The organism is [Clostridium] symbiosum ATCC 14940, assembly GCF_000466485.1.
GTDB lineage: Bacteria > Bacillota > Clostridia > Lachnospirales > Lachnospiraceae > Otoolea > Otoolea symbiosa.
On sequence record NZ_KE992896.1, the window covers coordinates 1 to 19,440 of the forward strand.

17 protein-coding genes are annotated in these 19,440 nt (G+C 49.3%); 9 read left to right on the forward strand and 8 right to left on the reverse strand.

Annotated elements, in window-relative coordinates; genetic code table 11:
- Positions 1-177: 177 nt before the first annotated feature.
- The 3 genes from CLOSYM_RS09850 to CLOSYM_RS09860 all read left to right on the forward strand — a co-directional run bounded on the left by CLOSYM_RS09850 (position 178) and on the right by CLOSYM_RS09860 (position 5,217).
- Positions 178-900 (forward strand): LytR/AlgR family response regulator transcription factor, encoded by a 723-nt coding sequence (locus tag CLOSYM_RS09850; RefSeq protein ID WP_242828665.1) that lies wholly within the window; start codon positions 178-180, stop codon positions 898-900.
- Positions 897-3,311 (forward strand): hypothetical protein, encoded by a 2,415-nt coding sequence (locus CLOSYM_RS09855; RefSeq protein ID WP_021642023.1) that lies wholly within the window; start codon positions 897-899, stop codon positions 3,309-3,311. Before CLOSYM_RS09850 ends, CLOSYM_RS09855 begins: the two co-directional genes overlap by 4 nt.
- Positions 3,312-3,525: 214 nt before the next feature.
- Positions 3,526-5,217 carry a sensor histidine kinase gene (locus CLOSYM_RS09860; RefSeq protein WP_021642024.1) on the forward strand — a complete coding sequence of 564 codons (1,692 nt, stop codon included), beginning with the start codon at positions 3,526-3,528 and terminating at the stop codon, positions 5,215-5,217.
- 87 nt (positions 5,218-5,304) lie between these two features.
- Here the strand turns inward: CLOSYM_RS09860 and CLOSYM_RS09865 are convergent, their stop codons facing one another.
- The 6 genes from CLOSYM_RS09865 to CLOSYM_RS09890 form a co-directional block, all read right to left on the reverse strand.
- Entirely contained in the window at positions 5,305-6,117 is an 813-nt protein-coding gene (locus tag CLOSYM_RS09865) for a carbon-nitrogen hydrolase family protein (RefSeq protein ID WP_021642025.1), read from the reverse strand.
- Positions 6,118-6,254: 137 nt separating this feature from the next.
- Positions 6,255-7,541: a TRAP transporter large permease gene (locus CLOSYM_RS09870; RefSeq protein ID WP_003502402.1), complete on the reverse strand. Its 1,287-nt coding sequence runs from the start codon at positions 7,539-7,541 to the stop codon at positions 6,255-6,257.
- On the reverse strand, positions 7,538-8,014 hold the full coding sequence (locus tag CLOSYM_RS09875; protein ID WP_227072800.1) for a TRAP transporter small permease: 477 nt from the start codon (positions 8,012-8,014) through the stop codon (positions 7,538-7,540). Before CLOSYM_RS09875 ends, CLOSYM_RS09870 begins: the two co-directional genes overlap by 4 nt.
- 21 nt (positions 8,015-8,035) lie before the next feature.
- Positions 8,036-9,100, reverse strand: coding sequence for a TRAP transporter substrate-binding protein (locus CLOSYM_RS09880; RefSeq protein ID WP_044902335.1), 1,065 nt, complete (start codon positions 9,098-9,100; stop codon positions 8,036-8,038).
- 31 nt (positions 9,101-9,131) lie between these two features.
- The gene (locus CLOSYM_RS09885; RefSeq protein ID WP_021642027.1) at positions 9,132-9,866 is read right to left on the reverse strand and encodes a creatininase family protein; all 735 of its coding nucleotides are present in this window, start codon (positions 9,864-9,866) and stop codon (positions 9,132-9,134) included.
- Between the two features lie 421 nt (positions 9,867-10,287).
- The gene (locus CLOSYM_RS09890; RefSeq protein WP_021642029.1) at positions 10,288-12,123 is read right to left on the reverse strand and encodes a sigma 54-interacting transcriptional regulator; all 1,836 of its coding nucleotides are present in this window, start codon (positions 12,121-12,123) and stop codon (positions 10,288-10,290) included.
- Between the two features lie 340 nt (positions 12,124-12,463).
- Between CLOSYM_RS09890 and trpB the strand changes: the two genes are divergently transcribed.
- The 5 genes from trpB (at position 12,464) to CLOSYM_RS09915 (ending at position 18,292) form a co-directional block, all read left to right on the forward strand.
- Positions 12,464-13,681 carry a tryptophan synthase subunit beta gene (gene trpB / locus CLOSYM_RS09895; protein ID WP_021642030.1) on the forward strand — a complete coding sequence of 406 codons (1,218 nt, stop codon included), beginning with the start codon at positions 12,464-12,466 and terminating at the stop codon, positions 13,679-13,681.
- A 357-nt stretch (positions 13,682-14,038) separates the two neighbouring features.
- The gene (locus CLOSYM_RS09900) at positions 14,039-15,190 is read left to right on the forward strand and encodes an amidohydrolase family protein (RefSeq protein WP_021642031.1); all 1,152 of its coding nucleotides are present in this window, start codon (positions 14,039-14,041) and stop codon (positions 15,188-15,190) included.
- A gap of 39 nt (positions 15,191-15,229) precedes the next feature.
- Positions 15,230-16,288, forward strand: a complete 1,059-nt coding sequence (locus tag CLOSYM_RS09905; protein ID WP_021642032.1) for a tripartite tricarboxylate transporter substrate binding protein — start codon at positions 15,230-15,232, stop codon at positions 16,286-16,288.
- A gap of 24 nt (positions 16,289-16,312) precedes the next feature.
- Complete coding sequence (locus tag CLOSYM_RS09910; protein WP_003502388.1) at positions 16,313-16,777, forward strand: tripartite tricarboxylate transporter TctB family protein; 465 nt, start codon at positions 16,313-16,315, stop codon at positions 16,775-16,777.
- A 15-nt stretch (positions 16,778-16,792) separates the two neighbouring features.
- Positions 16,793-18,292 carry a tripartite tricarboxylate transporter permease gene (locus CLOSYM_RS09915; protein WP_021642033.1) on the forward strand — a complete coding sequence of 500 codons (1,500 nt, stop codon included), beginning with the start codon at positions 16,793-16,795 and terminating at the stop codon, positions 18,290-18,292.
- 113 nt (positions 18,293-18,405) lie between these two features.
- Here CLOSYM_RS09915 and CLOSYM_RS09920 read toward each other — a convergent pair whose 3' ends face one another.
- Positions 18,406-18,615 (reverse strand): helix-turn-helix transcriptional regulator, encoded by a 210-nt coding sequence (locus tag CLOSYM_RS09920; protein WP_021642034.1) that lies wholly within the window; start codon positions 18,613-18,615, stop codon positions 18,406-18,408.
- 11 nt (positions 18,616-18,626) lie between these two features.
- Entirely contained in the window at positions 18,627-18,944 is a 318-nt protein-coding gene (locus tag CLOSYM_RS09925; RefSeq protein WP_021642035.1) for a DUF6442 family protein, read from the reverse strand.
- Between the two features lie 195 nt (positions 18,945-19,139).
- Here CLOSYM_RS09925 and CLOSYM_RS09930 point away from each other — a divergent pair, with 195 nt between their 5' ends.
- Positions 19,140-19,379: a hypothetical protein gene (locus tag CLOSYM_RS09930; protein ID WP_021642036.1), complete on the forward strand. Its 240-nt coding sequence runs from the start codon at positions 19,140-19,142 to the stop codon at positions 19,377-19,379.
- The last annotated feature ends 61 nt before the right edge of the window (positions 19,380-19,440 follow it).

The following is a 19,440-nucleotide window of genomic DNA, read 5'->3' on the forward strand; positions in this document are numbered from 1 at the left end:
GGCCTCAGTTAAATCTCCAATTTATTGCACTGTTGACTAAATGACATTGCGTGTGAACAGCAACACAAACCGTACACGCTGGTTGAAATATTCTTGCGGAAGCCCTCCTTCTATGTTTTAATATTAAGTATAATTTATTTTATCTTCTATACATCTTAACAAAGGAAAAGTATGAATATGAAAATAGCAGTTTGTGATGACGATAATGCGGCACTCAGCCAGCTATCACGATATATCCGGGAATATGCGGGGAAGAATCTTCTGGACTATACCGTATTGGAATTTGATAGCGGGGAACTTCTTTTAGAAGCCGCCGCGGTGGACCCTGACATTCGGATTCTGTTTTTAGATATCTATATGACTCCCCTCTCCGGAATGGAACTGGCCCAAAAACTGCGGGACAGAGGAAATGAATGCGCGATTATCTTTGTAACGGTCAGTACCGACCATTACGCCGGAAGCTATGAAGTCAATGCCGTTCATTACCTGGTAAAGCCCATTACCTGCGACAGAATTGACGCAGCTATGGCTAGGTGCGGTCAGCTTCTGTCTGCCACCGCCAGATCCGCTTCTTTCCTTTCCGGCGGTGAGGAACTGCGGATCCCGCTTAACCAGATCCGCTTCGCCGAGGTATTCCGGAACAGGACTGTCATTCATGCCGAAAGTCTGATTTCCCTGCGATGCACTCTGGAAAATACTGCCAGGCAGCTTGACGACCCGCGTTTCCTGCGGATACACAGAAGCTATCTGTTAAATATGGACTACATTGCAAGAAGGTGCGGCAATGATATACTTCTGAAAACAGGGGAAATGGTTCCGCTAAGCAGAGCCGGTGAAAAAATCTTTGAGAGGGAATACGGACGTTATCTCACCAGTTCGATGACAGGTGGCATTCTATGAAAAAATACAGGCTGATAAGCGCTGCGGCGATATCTCTGCTTCTTTTTAATTTGCTCACCGCTCCCCTCACGGCAATGGCAGTCGTACCCGGCACAGCCGGGATAACCGAACGGCCGGATACGGCAGCCAGTTCAAGTGAGGCTGAACCTGATAACGGAGAGGAGGACGGCTTCGGCCAGGAGCATGATAAAAACGAATCCGGCGAAGGCAGCATCACTGCGGGAACCGGTGGCAGTACAGACAACGGCGGTAGCTACGATGCTGATGATGAAGAAGACACCGAGGTTTTGGAAGATGAACTTCTGCCCGCCTCGCCTTCATCACTCCTTCTCCCCGCCCAAAACAATGAAGCGGAATACTCCTTTTGCGGATATGACTTTTACTATGCGGATCGCCCCCTTGAACTGGAATTTGGGTATGAGTTTGACGAATATAATCGGCCGCCGGAGACGGTCGACCTGTATCTGGACGGACCGGACGGGCACATAGATGATTATTTTACTCTGAACGTTAAGTGGGATCTTTCAGATGTGGATTTCAGCAGGCCCGGAAGTTATCTGGTCACAGGCAGCTTGGATACGGATGATTTTCCTTACCCGCTTGACTGGGAACAGGTTCCTTCCCCTTCCTTTACGCTGAAGATTGAAATGGGAGGCATACTCTCTTTTCAGCCGCGAAACAATTCCGATATCCTGTATCTCGACTTTATAATGAACGGGGAACCCTTCGCACTGCCGGAACGCATGCTCACCTTATACGAAAGCAGGGATGGCGGTGAGAACTGGTATGACATAACGCCAAGTTCCCGGGTACGGGTTTCTAAAACCGGGATTGTCATGACCGGCATGCACAAAGATGCTATTTTACAGGCAATCGGTTTAAACCTCGGCGGATTCTGCGGCACGAATTCCGATTTCGTAAAAGTCAATGTGGACGCAGGGAATGTCATCTCTTCCGTTTCTGTCATTTCATCGGACGGCCTTCGATGGGATACCCCACGTGATAACTGGCACGACTACACTTTTTCAGAGTCGGACGGACCGTTTCGTATCCTCCGTTATACGGCCGGATCCCACCAGCAGATACCGCTTGAGACCACTGTAATAAAGGACCGGCCGGAGACGCTGCGGCGTGATTTCTTTTCATCAGTAAACGTCTTTTACGGAGATCGGCCCGATGGCTTTTGGAGTAAAAAGCTAGACCGGCCGGTTCCTGTGCAGTGGGACTGGGATGCGGTTGACTGCAGCCTGGTCGGTGACACCGTTATTTACGGAACCTTTTCCGGTGAAACCATGGAGCAATACGGAGCTCTTCTCGATTTTGAATCGATGCCTGTCCCGGCGCTCACTGTCTCCGTAATTTCCGATGCATTGGTCGACGACTTTATCATGGAAGCCGACTGGAACCGACTTCTAAAAAACCAGACCGTTTATTTCGACTTTTATAAAGGATATAGTGATGAACTTCAATTTGAGGAACTGTCCGGCCTGACAGTCTGGTGTTCATATGATGCCGGCCTGAACTGGTATGATATTACCGGACTTTCCAATGTAAAGCTGGGCCAAACCTCTCTGTCCGTCTCCCAATTAAAGAATTCACTCCTCAGGAGGCAGGGATACTCATTCCAGGTGGAACAAAAAAACCGGTCTGATATTACACCTTTTTCCACCGCGCTGACCATCGAACACCAGCCTACCGGTGTCAATATCGGTCATCCTTCCGGCGGAGATCGGGGAGGCGGCAAGCGGTGGTCCAAGCCGCCTGAAGGCCTGTTCGAGGGGGACGTGACAGATTCTCCGGATATAAAACCGGAGCCCCCCGGTACAGAGCCGGAACCGCCCGTCATTGCCCCGGAACCTGATGAGCCTTCCGGCGGCGAGCCCCCTGGAACAGGGCCCGGTGACGCGGATGAAGGCAATCATAACGGCGGCGGGAACGACAGCGGAGACGGCAACGGCAGCAGCGGTAATAGCAGTAACGGCGGCAATAACGGTAATACCAGCGGCGACAATAACGGCAATACCAGCAGCGGCGATAACAGCGGCAACGGCTCAGGTGAGGAAGCGGATAGGACCGGAGAAACCGGCCCCGGGACTGTCCGCCCTGACCCGCTCCCGTTTTCAGCCGCACGGGATGCCGGCCTTTCACTTTCAAAACAAGAAATCTCCAAAAACAGATCGGCCGCAAAGCCGTCTGATGTAAAGCATTCTCAAGGAGCCGTCAAACGGCAGGCACAAAGCACACCCAAAGCGGCCGCCTCTCAGACGGCCGCTACAGTGAGTGAATTGCCTGAAACAGTATCACCGGACTCCGGAACGATTGATACATTCACAGTTTTCAGGCAGCTAATCGGCCTGGGTGCCCTCATCTTGGGCGGCCTGGCCGGCTTTTGGATGATAAGGAGGCGGTAATATCAATAGTAAAACTTACAAAAAACGGTTTTTTTATCTGACAGCCGCCCTCCTCTGCGCTTTTGTCCTTTTTACGCTGCAGTACCGCTTTGACAATAAGTACCGCTTTCCCGGCATTCAGGGTTCACACGGCATTCTTAACCTGAGCCGGGAAAATCGTGACGATATTCTGACCATCCTGACTTACGGCTGGGAATTCTATCCCCAGCAGCTATTGGCCCCCGGAGAATTTGACGGACACGAACCGTTCTATACCTATCTTGGAGAATACGGAGGCTTTGAGGCAGGCGGCAGGGGATCCTTACCCCACGGCTGCGCAACTTACCGCCTGACCGTCCTGCTCCCGCAGGAAGAAAAAACGTATGCTTTAGAACTGCCTGAAATCTATTCCTCCTCCCGGGTCTGGATTAACGGCAGTCTGGCCAGCCGTCTCGGCGATGTGGATAATCCGTTAGCCGCCCCCTCTGTCCGAACCGGCATGGTTTCGTTTCAGGCGGCCGGACAAGCGGAGATCGTAGTCCAGGCTGCCGATTCCCGCCATTATTACAGCGGAATGGTCTATCCTCCCGCCTTCGGCTCCGTAAATGCAGTTTTGAATCTTATCTCGTTCCGATTCCTGCGGACCGGTCTCATGGTCGTATCTTCCTTTACGGTAGGGCTGCTCTATCTCCTGATTGGTCTGAAAATAAGAGCTGAGAGAAACAGAATGGTCCTTTTTGCCCTGACAAGCTTCTCCTTTTCACTCTTTGCTGCGTACCCGCTCTTCCATCTGTTCGGGGCCGGATTCTGGTCATACCGATTAGAAGATATCAGCTTTTATCTCTTCCTGACTGCGGCCGCCTCACTGCATTGTACACTTTGTAATATTACCGGCCGGCCGCGGCGGATCGTTCTCGGTTTCAGCGCGGCGCCGGTCCTGCTGGTTCTGGCTGTACCCCCGCTTTTGGGGCACAGTCTGAATGCCATGCTCGTTTATTCCCTGGTGCTGGGCTGCATCAAAATGATACTTTTCGGCTGGCTTATCATCACAGCAATGCTGAACCGTGAACAGACCGACTCCATGAACTGCCTCCTTCTTTCAGGGCTGTGTGCCATAGCGGCCGGGCTGTTCTGCCAGGAAGCAGCCCCTGTGTTTGAGCCGGTGCGTTTTGGCTGGCAGACAGAAAATGCCGCTTTTATTTTCATTATTCTTCTGGCCGGCGGGTTATGGTACGATATGGTCAAAGCAAGCACGGAGCGGGCTGTGCTGTCGGAAAATATCCGTCACATGAAACGCCAGTTTTCTTTGCAGGAAGAAAATTACCGCCTGATTTCCGACAGCTTCGAAGAAACGCGCCGGATGCGCCATGATCTGCGCCATCACATGAACACACTCAGAGAACTGGCAGGTCATCAGCGCTACAAGGACCTGGCGGAGTATTTAGACGGTTTTGCGTCTGCTCCCGCAGATACCGGTTCTTTGTTTCTCTGTGAAAATCAGGCTGCCGGCGCGGTTCTGTCTTATTACCGGCAGTTGGCCATGCAGAAACAAGTTCCCCTGGAGCTGAAGGTTTCCCTTCCCCGGGAGCTGAAACTGGAAGGCTGGAATCTCGGTGTTCTCTTTGGCAATCTGATTGAAAATGCCATAGAGGCCTCAGAAAAGCTGCCATATGAAAAACGCTCCGTCAAGGTGCATTCCAGAATTGCCTCAGGTAATCTGCTTATCAGCGTCAGGAACAACTGGGACGGTAATTTCCATGCCTCAGCTCCAGGCGGGCAGATATACTCATCCAAGCACAGCGGCCCCGGCATCGGACTTGCCAGCGTCCGGAATCTTGTAAATGAAAAGGGAGGGCAGTTCTATCTGGCTCCCGGAGATCCTGAATTTGAAGTTTCTATTGTTTTATGGAGACAGACAATTGCTTAGACAGCATGTGTATTTTGCTTTCAGTGCGGCCGGATCGTAACAGTTCAGACAGCATGAACTGTTACGCCGGACGACTCCCGGCCGCAGCTAAATCTCATATAATTCCGGCCGCCGATCCTTATAGGCCGGCAGCTTCGCCCGGACCTTCTCTATACGCTCCGTGTCAATCTCAGCACAAATCAATGTCTCAACTTCACCGGCGCCGGCCACGACAACCCCCATCGGATCAACAACAACGCTCTCACCCATGCCGTTTTCTCCAACCTGATCACAGGCTGCCATGTAAACGGTATTTTCTATTGCACGGGCGGAAATCAGGGTACGGAACTGGGAGCTTTTGAGCGGACCGGGCACCCAGGCAGTCGGCATAATGATGATATCCGCGCCCTTGGAGCGCTGGTACCTGGCCACCTCCGGGAAACGGACCTCATAGCATACAAAGAGGCCAATTTTACCAAACGGCGTATCAATCGGTTCGAAGAACTTGTCGCCCGGTTTGTTATCATCGGATTCCTTATAGCCGAATGCGTCGTAGAGATGTGTTTTTCGGTAGGTGGATACAATCTCCCCTTTATCGTCTATCACCACGGTGCAGTTATAATTGCGGTCATCCTCCGGATCTTCAACCTTCTCATTCATACCGAAAATAATCCAGATGCCGTTATCCGCGGCAAGCTTTCTCATGCCTGTTACAAATGGACCATCCAGCGTCTGCGCAGTTCCCAGGCAGACTGCCCGGTCGGTGCCGGTCGGAAAATGGCTCATAAAGCACTCCGGAAAAATCATCATATCAGGCTGATAACGCTCCACCGCTTCAGCCACCGCTTTTTCTGCGTTAGCCATGTTTTCCTCCGGCCATCCCTTCTGGTCAAGCTGGGCCAAAACAAATTTACTTTTCATAATTCTTACCTCTCTTATCGGATAGATTGTTACAGTTCAGCCTCCGGCCAAACCGCTACAAATAATGCATCGAAACGGCAAAAAACGCCGTTGATTGTGGTGCAAAGTTTACTTTTCATCGCTTCGCGCCGCCAGACTCAGCTAATCTGCCCGAGGAGCCTCGGGAGGAACAGCGTAATCTGTGGAATATAAGTTACAAGCAGGAGTGTAATGATACTGGCAACAATATACGGAATAACCGGCTTTACAATCTCCTTAACCTGGATGCCCGACACTCCGCAGGCAACATAGAGGTTACAGCCAACCGGCGGAGTAACCATTCCGATTGCAACATTCATAACAAGGACGACGCCGAGTACGATTGGATTGTAGCCAAGCGTCAGCGCAACCGGCAGGAAGATCGGCACAAAAATGTACATGATGGAGTTGCCGTCAATGAAGCACCCCGCAATCAGAATAACGATATTTACAACTATCAGGAAGATAACGGTATGGCCGCCTGAAATCCGGACCACAAAGTCTGTCAGTGCTCCCGAGATACCGGAAACCGACAGTACCCAGCTCATAAGCGCCGCATTTCCCACAGTCCACATGACCGCCCCGGTCTGTTTGCCGGAATCCACAACGATTGCCAGCAATTCTTTCATCCTCAGTGTCCTGTAAATGAACATGCCGACGAAGAGCCCGTAAACAGCGGCAACAGCGGCAGCCTCGGTAGGCGTGAAGATCCCTCCGTAAATTCCGCCCAGGATAATAACCGGCATCATAAGGCCCCAGAACGCATCCTTAAACGCCGCCCACCGGTTTGCCGCGCTGGCTTTCGGAGCGCGCAGCAATCTGCTCTTTCTCGTAACCCACATAGACGCTGCAAACAGAGAAAAGCCCATGAGGAGACCGGGTACAATACCGGCCATGAACAAAGTTCCCACCGATACATTGGCAATGGAACTGTAGACAACGAAGGAAATAGAGGGCGGAATGATGATTCCAATCCCTCCGGCAGTGGCCATCAAGGCAGACGCGTCACCTTTGGAATATCCCACGGCCGTCATCGCCGGAATGATAATTCCTCCGAGAGCCGCTACCGTGGCGGGCCCGGAACCGGAAATCGCGGCAAAAAAGCATGCCACCAGTACACATACCAGAGCCAGTCCTCCGTTAACATGTCCCACAAAGGACTGGGCAAATGCAATTAGCTTGGTAGAAATTCCGGCTTTCTCCATAATGTTTCCGGCTAAAATGAAAAATGGTATCGCCAGGAGCAGGAATTTGCTGATGGAAGCATAATAGTTAAACGGAACCATCGAAAGCCCCATCCCGGAAGTGAGCAGCGCCGAAACACTGGAAAGGCACATGGCCGTCCCAATCGGCGCGCCGATAATTACACAGAGGGAGAATACTAAAAGCATGGTTACAGCAGTCATTTCTCATCCTCCTCTGACTTTTTTTGCAATTGAACGATAAACTGAATGCTGCGGTACAGGATAAACGCCAGGCCAATGGGCACGAACGAACCGTATACCCAGTTTGGAATCTTTAAGGCAATCGACAGGCTGCCGATTTTCATCTGGCTCTTCACCATAATAATTCCTGTATACAATAATACGGAAGCCGCAGCACAGGTAAGCAGTGTATCAATTATTAAAAATACTCTCTTCATTTTCGGCTTCATCATCCCGGTTATCAAATCCAGCGTATAGTGGCCGTTCTCCTTGCTGGCCAGCGCGCCTCCCATTGTGGAAAGGAGGACGAACATCGCGCAGACCAGCTCCTCGGTAAAGGAAAAGGAAAAGTGGAGTACATATCTGGAAATAACACCAAGGAACACTAATATAAGCATGGTAAGCATTACAAATGCCACGATTACCGCTTCAAAGCTGATTGTACTTTTTTTCATAGAGTCCCCTTCATTCATTTTTTATTCTACGCCCCAGGCCGCACATGCTTCCGGGCCGACGATCTTTTTGTATTCTTCGATAGTAGGCGCTGCTCCTTCCTTGAATGCCAGCAGCTCTTCCGCTGTTGGAACGTAAACCTTAACACCATAGTCGATCATTTCCTTTTTGACTTCCGCTTCCGTCTTGCTCATGTAATCGCGGCCCCATTTTGCAGCTTCTTCTGCGCATTCCTGGAGAAGCGCCTGGGTATCCGGGCTTAATTTGTCCCACGCCGCCTGATTTGCCAGGAAATCATAAAGCGAAAGCGTTGCATTCACTTCGGTGATATACGGCTGCACCTCGTGCAGGGAACCGGAATACAGAGTCTGATAGCCGTTCATATTACCGTCCACCGCTCCGGTCTGCAATGCGGAGTACAGCTCGGACCAGCTAAGCTGTGTCGGATCTGCGCCGAGGGAACGCATCAGAGACATCTGAAGATCGCCGTAAGTACGCATTTTCAAGTTTACCATGTCGGCCGGCGTGTGAAGCTCGCGCTTGTTGTTTGCAAACTGCATAATGCCGTTCGGGAAGGTACTCAAATAGACAACGCCGTACTTTGAAAACAGCTCCTTACTGAACTCACCTCCGGTGGAATCGGCTTTTTCCCATGCCTGATCATAGTTTGCAAATGTAAAAGGAATGGAAGTAACCTGGAAAGTCTGATCCACATCGGAGAAGGAATTCTCACTGATAATAGCAAGCTCAAAGGCGCCTCCGGCGATCATCATCTCGACGTGGCGTACCATATCACCGCCGCTCAGCTGACAATTCGGAAACCGGTCAATCTGTACCTGGCCGCCGCTTTTTTCTTCAACCAGACGCTCAAATTCGATTGCCGTAAGGCCGTCCATCCCGGTATCACCGGTCGCGTAGCTGAGCTTCAGGGAAACTTTATCATAATTTTTCCCGTCTGCGGCAGCTACGTTTTCACCGGTTCCCTCCGCCTGCAAAGCTTTTGTCTCCGGCGCCGGGGAACTGCTTCCACATGCGCAGAGACATCCAAGCATAGCTGCCGTTAATGCTATAGAAAGTATTTTTTTCATACCTGTTTCTCCTTTTCCTTTTTGTAAATATTTATTTCTCAAGGTAATTTCTTACACAGTCTTCCATCTCAGCCAGCATCAGCTCCACAGCCCTTTCTCCCTTCTCGGCCGTGGCGGACTTCGCATTGCCGAGAGTTCCGCTGTCGGTCATGCTGCTGTACGGAACGCTTTTCATAATTGCGGGCCATCTGTCGTCGAACATCATCGGTGTATTCGGCGCTTTGGACATATCAACCAGCTCCGGAAATAAATACATCAGAACAGAAGTCTGGGCTTCGCTTGCATGGGCGTGCGGCGCCGGTGTCTCCCACATGCCGGTCTTGTCGGATACGGCCGGAAGATACTGCCATACGCCGACCTGTGCGTATTTAATACCGTTCTTAATTCTTGCATCCTCTAAAACCTCGTTCAGCGGCTGTGTGTTGTGAAGGTGGTTGTTGACAATAAAGAAGTTCTTAAAGCCAAGACGCACAAACTCCGCAATGATTTCGCTGTATACAGCCTTTAGGGTCTCCCCGGAAATCGCAATCGTACCCGGAAAGGACGTGAGGCTCTTGGACTGTCCCACCTCAAGGCATGGGCCGACGATACCGTCTATACGCTCCGCCAGCATTTCGGACATCTTCTTCGCAACCAGTATGTCGGCTCCCAGCGGGTTATGCGGGCCGTATACCTCACAAGCCCCCGACGGAAGGATAATCGTTTTTGCTGTTTTGCTTCTCTGTGCGAACTCACTCCATGACATGTCTCTCAATTTGTACTGCATAATACTTCTCCTTTCAGAAATAAAAATTTTAGATGACTTTCAGCACTTTATGCTTTGCTTTTTTATAAAGCAAACTGCATGCCAATTCTGAATCTGAAAGATTTTTTATCGATTATGCATAGTTTTTTGTCGGAAAAATCAGAAATATGGAATTAACATTGTGTATATTGCACATGGCTGTACCTTTTACCGTCAATGAGCCGCTGCTATCAGTCTCATTTTTAAGACTGTCCGCCGGATAGATTCTCATTTTTGAGACTATGGAAGGCTAAAACGTGTGAACGAGGGAGGGACCGTTTTTATTTGACAGGAGAAATTTCCTGTTAAATGATAACCTGCCCGCTCTGTGTACAGGTCACCGCCACAAAAAAACAGTCTGAGCATCTGTATTTCAGATGTTCAGACCATTCCTCTATTTCCGTTATTCATGCTGTGCCGCGCTTCCTATTTTCCGATAATAAGATGCGACGCTGATCTCAAGATACTTACAAATCTCCCGTACCTGCTCCTTCGTGGGATGCCCTCCATAGCGGGCCGCCATAGTTCTGAGAATCTCCTGCTCCTTCATCCGAAGGCTGGTCTTTAACGGCAGACAGGATGTTTCTCCGCCGGTCCGGTGGCAGCCTTTTCCAGTCTCATTATTGAGACTGAGTATTTTTTGAGGCGCGGCCTCCAGCGACAGGACAGGACTTTTTTCAAAGGTCATCATATATTCGATGCTGTTCTCAAGCTCCCTCACATTACCGGGCCAACGGTACTTCATCATCAGTTCCATGACCGGCGCGGAGGCCGTTCTTATCTCCTTTTCGAGAATCTTATTATACTTTGCGATAAAATGCTGAATCAAAAAGGGAATATCGTCGGGGCGTTCCCTCAGCGGCGGAAGATGGAGCGGAACGACATTCAGCCGGTAATATAAATCTTCCCGGAATTCCTTCCGCTCTATCATCTCTTCCAGGTTCCGGTTCGTCGCAGCGATAATTCTCACATCGACATTGATAAGCGAACTGGAACTGCTCCCAATGCGGTCCACTTTTCTCTCACTCAGTACACGGAGCAGTTTAGCCTGGAGATACAGAGGCATATCGCCGATCTCATCCAGAAAAAAGGTTCCATGGTTGGCAAGCTGGATTTTTCCAATTCTCCCGCCTTTTCTTGCTCCGGTAAACGCTCCCTCCTCATAGCCGAACAGCTCGCTTTCCATCAGGGACTCAGGAATTGCCGCACAGTTCATCGCAACAAACGGGTGCGCCTTCCTGGGACTCTCCGAGTGAATCAGGCGCGCAAACATCTCCTTTCCTGTTCCGCTTTCCCCTGTTATCAGCACATTGGATGCATGCTGTGCCGCTATCTTAGCCTGATTCACCAGCGTCCGCATTTTCTTGCCTGAAAATACGAGTTTCTGCGCGACCCCAAGCCCCTCCTGTTCATTCTGCGTGATGCTGTTTTGTATCTGGGAGAATGGGTTGATAATGCAGAGGACGCTTCCCTCGCTGTCCCTGATAAACCGCGTCTTTACCTGGAGCAGATACTGGAAGCCGTCAATATTTTTATGTATTTCCCGTATCAGGATTGGCTGTTCCTCTGTTGTCTGGGCCGCCACCGTAACAACCTCCGCCAGCAGTGCGTCCTTTAAATCAGGGTCGCTGAAATGGAGGTATTTCTGGGCGTACATATTGCTTTGGCATATCCCTGCCGTCGGTGAATACAAAAGAATCCCGTCCTCCATTGCCTGTATGACGGAATTTAACTGATTATTCATAATCTGCGTCTGCTCAATCAGTATCTCCTGTTCCAGCTTGCTTGAGATCAAATCGGAAATCCGCTCTAAGTAAACCATTAACTGCTGCTGTTTTTCCACGATAATCTTGTGCTGCTCCTCGTCAAAGGAAGCAATGACAATTACTCCCTCCAGCTCTCCCCGCATTTTAATCGGATAGGCCAGTACGGAATAAAAACGGCTGTCCACACTTTTTCTCATATTGGGAAAAGCAAACACAAATTCCTTCGTGTCAATCGCGACCACCGGCTTGCCCGTCTCAATTACCTTCATGGTATAGCTGTTCTGCCATTGCGGGATCAGGCGGCCGTTTTCATAGCAGACTATATCCGAATTATACCATTCCCCTGTGGCCGCCACTCGCTCCAGCGGCTCCGAGCGCAGGATGGTCAGTTCCAGGTCCAGAACTGCTGAAAAAGATGCCAGCAGCGTGTTCAAATAATCTTTAATGTCGCTAAGCTTCATTGGTATCTCCATCTCCGTTTCTTCTGTTAAATGATTAAATGGATTATATCACATCTGCGGTAAATGTTACAGATACCATGAACGCTGCCCGCATTACGTTCTCACCATAGGTTACTGTTCACACCATGCCAAAAAGCGGCATGATGTAAACAATAACACGCTTCGCGATGCACAGAAACTGCATAAAACGCAGTTTCGCGCCGTGTAACTCGGGATTTTCGCGCAGAAAACGCACGAAAACACCTCGCGGGACATAACCGTCTGAACAGTAACCACCATAGCGCCGAATATGATTGAAATGTCTTAAAATTATAGTTATAATAATCACATCATACACTTAAAGGAGAAGGATATGGATTACAGGACTTATTTAAAGCATTTTCCCGATAAAGACGGCCGATTCGGACCTTACGGCGGAGCTTACCTGACCGAAGAACTGCTTCCGGCTTTTGAAGAAATCGCAGATGCCTACCAGACTATCTGCCATTCATCCCAGTTCATCAATGAACTGCGCAGAGTACGCAAGGAATTTCAAGGCCGGCCCACGCCCGTTTACCACTGTGAACGTCTGTCGAAAAAGATTGGAAACTGCCAGATTTACCTGAAGCGCGAAGATTTAAACCACACCGGCGCGCATAAATTAAACCACTGTATGGGCGAAGGCCTTCTTGCCAAATTTATGGGCAAGAAACGTCTAATCGCAGAAACCGGCGCCGGACAGCACGGTGTTGCCCTTGCGACGGCCGCCGCTTTCTTCGGTCTGGACTGTGAGATTCACATGGGCGAGGTGGATATTGCAAAGCAGGCCCCCAACGTAACCAGAATGAAAATTCTTGGGGCGAAGGTCGTTCCCGTTACCCATGGTCTTAAAACCTTAAAGGAGGCCGTGGATTCCGCCTTTGAATCCTATGCTAAAAACTATAAGGATTCTATCTACTGTATCGGTTCCGCTTTAGGCCCCCATCCATTTCCTCTGATGGTACGTGATTTCCAGGCCGTCGTGGGATATGAGGCAAGGGACCAGTTCCTGGAGATGACAGGCATGTTCCCGGATGAGGTGTGCGCCTGCGTGGGCGGAGGCAGCAACTCCATCGGCATGTTCATTCCCTTCCTGGATGATCCCGTGGACATCACAGGAATCGAGCCATTGGGAAGAGGCGAGACTCTGGGCGACCATGCCGCTTCTATGAAATTCGGTGAAAAAGGCATCATGCACGGCTTTGAGAGTATTATGCTGAAGGATGTAAACGGTGAACCGGCTCCGGTTTATTCCATTGCCAGCGGCCTGGATTACCCGTCTGTCGGACCGGAACATGCTTTCCTGCATGACCTTGGCCGTGTTAAATATGAGACGGTGGGGGATGAGGAGGCCATGGAGGCCTTCTTCAAGCTGTCCAGGTATGAAGGAATCATTCCGGCCATCGAAAGCTCCCACGCAGTCGCTTACGCGATGCGCAGGGCAAAAGAGAAAAAACTTGGCTCCATCCTGGTATGCTTAAGCGGCAGGGGTGATAAGGATATCGATTATGTGGTTGAGCATTACGGATACGGAGAACAGTTTTTAGATTAAGGACACAAAAAGGAACCGTACACCAATGATTCGTTGGTGCATGGTTCCTTTAACAATTTCAGCAAAATAAAATAATGCAAAATAATTCTTCAAATTTTTTGACCTTCAATTCTAGGCCATCCGTTCTCCTATGGCATAAACATCATAAGCGCAGGCTTTCCCCCAATTTTCCCCTTTATCAGTGCAGCACAAAACAGGAAGAAAATATCCTTAACAAAATATCATTGTCATAATCGGAAATTTTCTTTGTTGGATTTTGTTCTACAGTATATGATACGATACAATTACACAAAAAAAAAGAGAGAAAATCCGTGTAAAATAAACATTTTTCACAAAACCAGCTAGAGAGAGGCGGGGATGAAATTGGACGACGTAATTTTAAAAAATGGTTTTGTCATGGACCCGGCCAATCAGGTTCGGGAACGGACGGACGTCGTTATCCACAAAGGAAAAATCAAGAAGATCGGCAGGGAGGAAACAGGGTCGGCAAAGCAGGTTATCAATACTGCGGGTTGTATCATTACCCCGGGCTGGATTGACCATCACACCCACCTGTATCCGCTTATCCCAAACGGAATTCCGGCTGAAGCCGTATGTTTTTCTTCCGGCGTCACCACAGCGGTGGACGCAGGGAGCACCGGATGCGGTACCTATGAGAAAAACCGCCCTGTGATAAAAAGCTGGCGCCTGGGAACAAAGGCCTACTTAAATGTCAGCTCCGCCGGCTTATCCACGCTGCCAAATCCGGAAAACGTGGATCCGAAGGACTTTGACGCCCCAGAAATCAAGCGGTTGTTTTCAGAATACGGAGACGAGCTGCTGGGCCTGAAGCTTCGGACCAGCAAGTCCATAGTGGGGAGCTTAGGGTATGAGCCGCTGCGCCGGACCGTTGATTTGGCCGACAGCCTGGGGGTTCCGGTGATGGTTCACTGTACGGATCCGCCGGGAACGATAGATGAGCTTTTGTCCATCTTGCGGCCGGGAGATATTCTCACCCATATGTATCAAAACATTGGCGACACAATTCTTGCCGGCGGCTTAGTTAAGGAAGCGGCATGGCAGGCCAGGGAACGGGGCATCCTGTTTGAAGCGGCCGACGCGCGGGCGCATTTCTCTTTTGATGTGGGCGAGGAAGCCGTGAAGGAGGGATTTCTTCCTGACCTGATCGGGACCGATCTGACCGCGTTCAGCATGTATCAGCGGCCTACCTCGTTTAATCTGGCCATGCAGGTTTCGAAGTATACATACATGGGCGTGGATATATATGAGGTCATCAGGCGCTGTACGGAGCTTCCGGCAAAAATTATGGGAATGCAGGGGGAAATCGGGACGCTGGCTCCCGGACGAAATGCTGATGTGACTGTGGTCAGACAGGAAACCCGGTACAATGAATTCGGAGACCGGCCGTATTACGACGAGAGCCGGAACATCCGAAAAGGAAACTTTATTTTTCATCCGGTACTAACACTCAAAAATGGTGAAATTGTCTACCGGGACATGACATTCTAAAGAAGACATTGTCTGAAACAAGAAAGAGGAGGAGAAGTAATGAAAGCGAAAAAAGGTTTAGCAATTGCAATGGCGGCACTGTTATCTCTGACAGCCCTGGCCGGATGTTCCGGCGGAGCAAAGGAGGCTCCCGCTGATCAGCAGAAAGCGGCTGATACCGCGGCAGGAGACACGAAGGCGGAGCAGCCTGATAATGCGGCAGCCGACGCAGACACACCCTGGCCGGAGAAAGCAGTGACTGTGACACTTCCCTATAACGCAGGAGGAGACACTGATACCTATTGCCGTCTGATGTGTCAAAAGCTGGAGAAAAAATTCGGACAGCCCTTCGTAGTTGTTAATATGACCGGAGGCAGCGGAATTGTAGCCGCCAAAACAATCATGGCCGAGAAGCCGGACGGTTACAACATCCTGTTTAACCACACAGGCGCGTCTCTCGTCCAGGAAGCTACAAAAACAGCGGATTTCTCTTATACGGATGACTTTACAAACGTAGCTACGGTGGCACAGGACAACACCTACACGCTGGTGTGCAAGACAAGCTCCGGATGGAACAATCTTGAAGAAATGATAGCCTATGCTAAAGAACATCCAGGCGAAGTCAGGTACTCCCAGGTTTACGGAAGCGTTACCCACTATGTCTGTGCAATGATTGAACAGAGCATGGGAATTGAGCTGAACAAGCTGGACGTAGGAACCGGAACAGCAGAACGTTTAGCAGCGTTCATGGGGGATCAGGTGGATCTTCTGGCTGTCAATTATATGAATATCAAGGATTATGTTGAGAACGGCGACTTTATTGTGCTGGGTGTCTGCTCGGAAGAACGCTGCCCGGGTATGGAAGAATTCCCGACTCTGAAAGAACAGGGATACGATATCGTTTCTTCCAAGAACTATGAAATCAAACTTCCCAAGGGCGCGGATCCTGCAATTGTAAACAAACTCTCCGAGGCTATTAAGGAAGTAACCGAGGATCCTGACTTTAAAGAAACTCTGGAAAAATATTATGCCGTGCCATATTACCGCGACGCTGCTCAGATGAATGAGGAAGACAAGGCCGAGGTTGCAAAGCTGACCGAATTCTTTGCTGGGCAGTAGGGGGGAAGAAAGGAGTACACACCAATGACTAATAAACAGAGGGATTACGCGTGTTCGGTGCTGTTCCTGATTTTCGGTATCTTTATGTTTATCCAGTCCCTGTCCATCCATTCGATGATGGACAAGGACGTGGGGTCAGGTTTTGTCCCCAAGATCGTGGCTATGGCTATAATCGTAATCTCTGCGATTAAGCTGCTCCTCACCTTCTTATCTAAAAAGTCAGAGGAGGCCAAAAAGTCGGACGAGGACATAATGGGCGGTTTATTGACTATCGTCCTATTGGCTATCTATGTTGTACTATTTAAGCCTTTGGGATTTATTCTCTCCACGTTCATCTATCTTTTTTTCCAGATTACTCTGTTGAGTACGGAAAAGAACCGCAACTTAATTCTGTTTGGCATCATCTCCGTAGTAGCGCCGGTAGTGATTTACGCACTGTTTGTGTATGTCATTAAAATGCCGCTGCCCACGGGACTGCTCAGCTTTTAGGAAGGAGGAAGAAAAATGGTATTAGAGGCCTTTACTCTCGTATTTCAACCGATGTGCCTGCTGCTCATACTGATAGGCGTAATCGTCGGTATCATATTCGGCTCAATCCCCGGCCTGTCGGCAACGATGGCGGTGGTTCTGTTTCTTCCGATGTCCTTCGGAATGACGCCGATGAACGGAATCTCACTTCTGGTTGGTTTATATCTGGGAGGAATTTCAGGCGGACTTATCTCTGCCATCCTGCTGAAAATCCCCGGCACCCCGTCTTCCATCTCCACCGTATTTGACGGCGGGCCAATGGCGGATAAGGGAGAAGCCGGAAAAGCGCTGGGAGTCGGCATTCTCTACTCTTTTATCGGCGGCATGATCAGTATCTTTGCTCTGATGTTCATATCCCCGTACCTTGCTGCCGTAACGCTTAAATTTACTCCCGTGGAGTATTTCTCCATCGCTATTTTTTCGCTGACTATCATTGCCAGCTTATCGGGAAATTCCTTAATAAACGGCCTTATCGCCGGTCTATTTGGAATCGCCCTCTCTATGGTAGGAATGGCTCCTATCGATGCGCTGACCCGTTTTACCTTTGGTCAGTACCAGCTTCTCTCCGGCTTTGATATTGTAGTAATATTGATAGGCGTGTTTGCAGTTACGGATATCATTAAGGCAGGCTTTGACCGGAAACACCTGGCCGACAAGATGAGCAAAACATCCTATGAGCTGAAGGGATTTGGCATCAGCCTGAAGGAGTTTAAGGAACAGTTTGTCAACATGATCCGTTCCGCTCTCATCGGAATCGGAATTGGAATCCTGCCCGGTATCGGCGGTTCCACATCAGGACTTTTAGCCTACACGGCGGAAAAAAATTCTTCCAAGCACCCGGAGAAGTTCGGAACCGGTATTATTGATGGAATAATCGCTTCTGAAACCTCCAACAATGCTGTAATCGGCGGTTCCCTGATTCCGCTGCTCACCATGGGAATTCCCGGAAACACAGTGACGGCTATATTTCTGGGCGGACTGACCATCCATGGTATTTCTCCGGGACCCCTGATTTTCCAGAAGAGCGGGAAATTTGTATACGGTATCTTCCTGGCCCTGATCGTGGCAAACATATTTATGCTGATATTTGAGCGGGCCGGCCTGAGAATTTTTGTTAAGCTCCTGGATATTCCCAAGCACCTGCTGCTGCCCATCATCATGATTTGCTGCGTGGTCGGAGCGTATTCAAGCAACTCCCGTATCTACGACGTGTGGTGCGTCCTGGGATTCGGACTTTTGGGAATCCTGTTTAAAAAATTAAAAATTCCTACAACGCCTCTTATCATCGGCTTCATTCTGGGATCTATGGCGGAAGAAAATCTGCGGCGTGCGCTTCAGGCAAGCGCGGGCAACTGGTCCGTGTTTGTGACCAGGCCAATTTCACTGGCGTTCCTGCTGATAGCCGCATTCTCCGTACTGATGACGTTCAGGAAGCAGATGAAACAAAAGGCAGCTCCGGTTGAGGAAGAAGAATAACCGGCAAACGGCATCAGAGGATATCTATTTTATAAACAAGAGCAGGCATATCGTTCGACTGAGAATGGTATGCCTGTTTTTTTATTTAATGTCTGCTATCCTAATCTGTCAACTTAACCGAAATAAAATAACTCTTCAAACTTTTTATCTAATGCAATACACAGGAGTAAGGCCAGTTTCGCAGTAGGATTAAACTGGCCTGTCTCAATATAGCTGATTGTCTGTCTCGATACGCCGACCATGGCCGCCAGCACTCCCTGGGATATGCCTTGTTCGGCTCTGGCTGTTTTCAGCCGGTTTTTCAGTATTAATTCATGTTCCATCGTTAAACCCGTCAAAATAATCCCATCACATACTGTACCAGACAGAACAGAGAGCTGATTCCCCATGCCACGCCAAGGAAGAGATTACTTTTGTCCTTCAATTCTTTCCATACATAAAGATTGTAAACGCATGCCATCAGTCCCCATACGGCGTAAACGTCATAATAGGACTCTCCCGCACGCAGCTTTACAATCGTGAGAAGTATGCACAGGGCAATTCCTGCCGTCAGTGAATTCTTACATCCCGTCCTTTGGACCTGCTGCTCCATCTCATCGGGTTTATTCCCCTTTTGATTTTGCACTTTGCGTAAAATTTCTTCTTTATCCATATTGTTCACCCCTGAAATTCTGTCCGCGGAATTGTCAAGTTTTCTTTACATCTTTATTATACTGTTAAGAAGGGAAAGCTGTCAAGTTTTCTTTGCTTTTAGTTTCACTTTTTGAATCCTTTCTCCTCTTTCTTAACTTTTTCCACTCAACTCTCAGGCTGGAATCTTGCCCGCATTAAAAAATACACAGAGGCCATGAAATATAACCTGAAACATTTTTCAGAATTGATGGAGCAGGCAGATGCACTCGCGAAAAATAAGGATGAGCTTCTCAAAGAAAGTGATGATTTACAGTTCCGCCCTACATCAGATTTAACAAGATCCCCATCCTCTGAGGAGGTGCAGGAAATCGTCCATGAGATTTACGATAAAAAATTCGGCAACGGCGCTTCAGAGTTTACAGCATGCTGCTTTTTGGCATGGCGTGAACAGTAATGCCGCCTGATTTTACGCCGCGTATGGTAGCTGACTTGAAAAAGTAAATTCCAGTGCAAAG